A 249-nucleotide genomic window follows, 5' to 3' on the forward strand; every position below is an offset into this window, starting at 1 on the left:
GGTAAGCAGAGCTTTCCAGCAGGTCGTATTCCACATATTGCCAACGTCTGAAGGTTTTATAGTCACCAGTTTCGCGGTCAATCTCCACGCGAATATCGGCACCCTCTTCATGGTTCTTTTTCGTTGCAGAAGCCAATGCCAGTTCCAAGGCAGTACAAATCACCTCTTTATCCACATTTTTTTCGTGGGCCATGGCATCAACCAACAACAATAATTCACGACTCATCGTAATCTCCAACTCACCGTACG

1 protein-coding gene is annotated in these 249 nt (G+C 46.2%); it reads right to left on the reverse strand.

Annotated features, from left to right (window positions below; translation table 11 throughout):
- Window positions 1-226: NusA N-terminal domain-containing protein (locus tag PU683_RS20750; protein WP_277174504.1), on the reverse strand; the 226-nt coding region annotated here is incomplete at its 3' end.
- Window positions 227-249 lie beyond the last annotated feature (23 nt).

The sequence above is a fragment of the Candidatus Kosakonia sp. 282A-S69 genome, assembly GCF_029433855.1.
GTDB classification, from domain to species: domain Bacteria; phylum Pseudomonadota; class Gammaproteobacteria; order Enterobacterales; family Enterobacteriaceae; genus Kosakonia; species Kosakonia cowanii_A.